This is a genomic window from Nevskiales bacterium, from assembly GCA_035574475.1.
GTDB lineage: Bacteria > Pseudomonadota > Gammaproteobacteria > Nevskiales > DATLYR01 > DATLYR01.
Genome location: DATLYR010000094.1, coordinates 1 through 2,309 on the forward strand (window position 1 = coordinate 1; position 2,309 = coordinate 2,309).

At 68.6% G+C, this 2,309-nt stretch carries 2 protein-coding genes; both read right to left on the reverse strand.

The genetic code is table 11. The annotated features are described in order from the left end of the window. Positions 1-1,578, reverse strand: a 1,578-nt coding sequence (locus tag VNJ47_05435) for a xanthine dehydrogenase family protein molybdopterin-binding subunit (protein HXG28276.1), incomplete at its 3' end; no start/stop codon positions are given. Positions 1,579-1,600: 22 nt separating this feature from the next. Beyond that, positions 1,601-2,309: PP2C family protein-serine/threonine phosphatase (locus tag VNJ47_05440; GenBank protein HXG28277.1), on the reverse strand; the 709-nt coding region annotated here is incomplete at its 5' end.

Sequence of the window (2,309 nt, forward strand, 5' to 3'; positions counted from 1 at the left end):
GTCGGCGACCAGCTCGACGATCTCCAGCGGCACGCGCAGCGTCTCGGCGGCGACCTGCCGCAGCGCCAGATGCGCCCCCTGCCCGACATCGGCAGCGCCACAGCGCACCACCACGCGCTCGATGTCGCCGCCGCCGTGCAATTCGACCACCGCAGTCGCCTGCTCGGGGAAGCCGAAGCTGTAGCCGATGTTCTTGATGCCGCAGGCAAAGCCGATCCCCCGACGGAAATGAGAGCGTGGCGTTTGGAGCCTGGAGAGAGCATCGCTTCCTATCTCCGATCGCTCAGCTCTCATCTCTTCTCTCTTCCAGCCGTCCTCGGTCTTGGCCCAGCCGGCCTCCAGGGCACAGCGTTCCAGCACCTGCGGCGCCGAGACACCACGCGGCAGCGGGGTCTGGGTCGCCTGGATGCTGCCCTCGCGGTAGATGTTGCGCGCGCGGAGTTCGACGCGGTCCATCCCCAGCGCCTCGGCCAGGCGCGCCACCATCTGCTCGGCCGCGAACTGCGCCTGCGGCGCGCCGAAGCCACGAAACGCGCCGGTCGGCAGGTTGTTGGTGTAGACCGCATACGCATCGGCACTGATGTTCTCGACCTCGTAGCAGCCGGCGGCGTACAGCGCGGCGTTGTTGAGCACCTCGGCGCTGGTCGAGGCGTACGCTCCGCCGTCGGCCACGCACTCGGCCTCGACGGCGATGATCCGCCCGTCGCGGGTGGCACCCCAGCGCTCGCGAAAGCGCATCGGATGGCGCTTGGTGTGGCCGATGATCGACTCCTCGCGCGTCCAGGTGATCTTCACCGGGCGGCGCAGCTTCCAGGCTGCCAGAGCGAGCACGATCTGGACGCTGATATCCTCGCGCCCGCCGAAAGCCCCGCCGATCGCGGCGTAGACAACCCGCACCTGCTCCTCGTCCAGCCCCAGCGCGTGCGCGATCTGCCGGCGATCCTCGTGCGCCCACTGGCCGGCCGTCTCGACCACCAGCTTGCCGGCAGCGTCGATGTAGGCCAGGCCGGCTTCCGGCTGCAGGTAGGCGTGCTCCTGCCAGGGCGTCTGGAACTCGCCCTCGACCACCACGTCGGCCCGCGCCAGCGCCGCCGCAGCGTCGCCTTTGCGGATACGCACGTGCCGGATAATGTTCGTCCCGCGGGCCGGGTGGATCAGCGGCGCGTCAGGCCGCAGCGCCGCCAGCGGATCGCTCAGCACCGGCAGGTCCTCGTACGCCACATCGATCAGCGCACACCCGGCGCGCGCCGCGCGTTCGCTCTCGGCGACCACCAGCGCAACTTTGTCGCCAACGAAGCGCACCACATCACCACACAGCACCGGCTGGTCGTTCGCGATCAGCCCGAACTCGTTGCGCGGCACGTCGGCGGCCGTCAGCACCGCCACCACGCCGGGGTGCGCCAGCGCGCGCGACGGGTCGAGCCGCACGATGCGGGCGTGCGGCCGGCGGGCGAACAGCACCGCCATCTGCAGCGTCCCTGGCATCGTCAGGTCGCCAGGGTAGCGCGCCGCGCCACTGACCTTGGCGAGCGCGTCGTGGCGTGGGGGGGATGTGCCGATGATGGAATGGTAGGTCATAGAAACCTCTACCTGAGGTAATTCAGGACACGCTTGGCCCGGCGGCGACCTGGGACTCCGCTTCAGAGGGCTGCCCGGCGGCCCTGCTGTCGCCGCACTCGCGCACCACCACCAGCAATGTCTGGTCGTCCGATTGCGGCGCCGCGCCGACGAACTGGTCCACTGCTGCAAGGATGGCCGCTTGCACCGCCAGCGCCGTGAGCCCCAGGTTGGCCTGGATGCTTGCCAGGAGCCGCCGGGCATCGAACAGCTCGCGTTGCTGATTATGCGCTTCGCTGATGCCGTCGGTGTAGAGCACCAGCAGATCGCCGGGCGCAATTTCGACCGTCCTGGCCTCCCATCTGGCCTCGGTGGTGATGCCGATCGGTATGCCGGTGTTGTGAAGCTCCTGCGGCGCGGTGCCGTTGTCTGCCCGGACCAGATAGGGCGGATTGTGGCCGGCGTTGCAGTAGGTCAGCGTTCCGGTACGCGGATCGAGGATGCCATAGAAAGCGGTTACGAACATGTTCGTGCGGGTATCGGTCAGGATGCGCTTGTTCGCCGCGTACAGCACCTTCTCGGGCCGGTCGGGGTATTCGAAGGCATAGGTGCGAATCAGGGTGCGGCTCAAAGCCATAAACAACGCCGCGCCGGTGCCTTTGTCGGTCACATCGGCGATCAGGATGCCCAGGCGCCCGTCGGGCAGCTCCATCAGATCGTAAAAGTCGCCCGACGTCTGCCGGGCCGGCCGC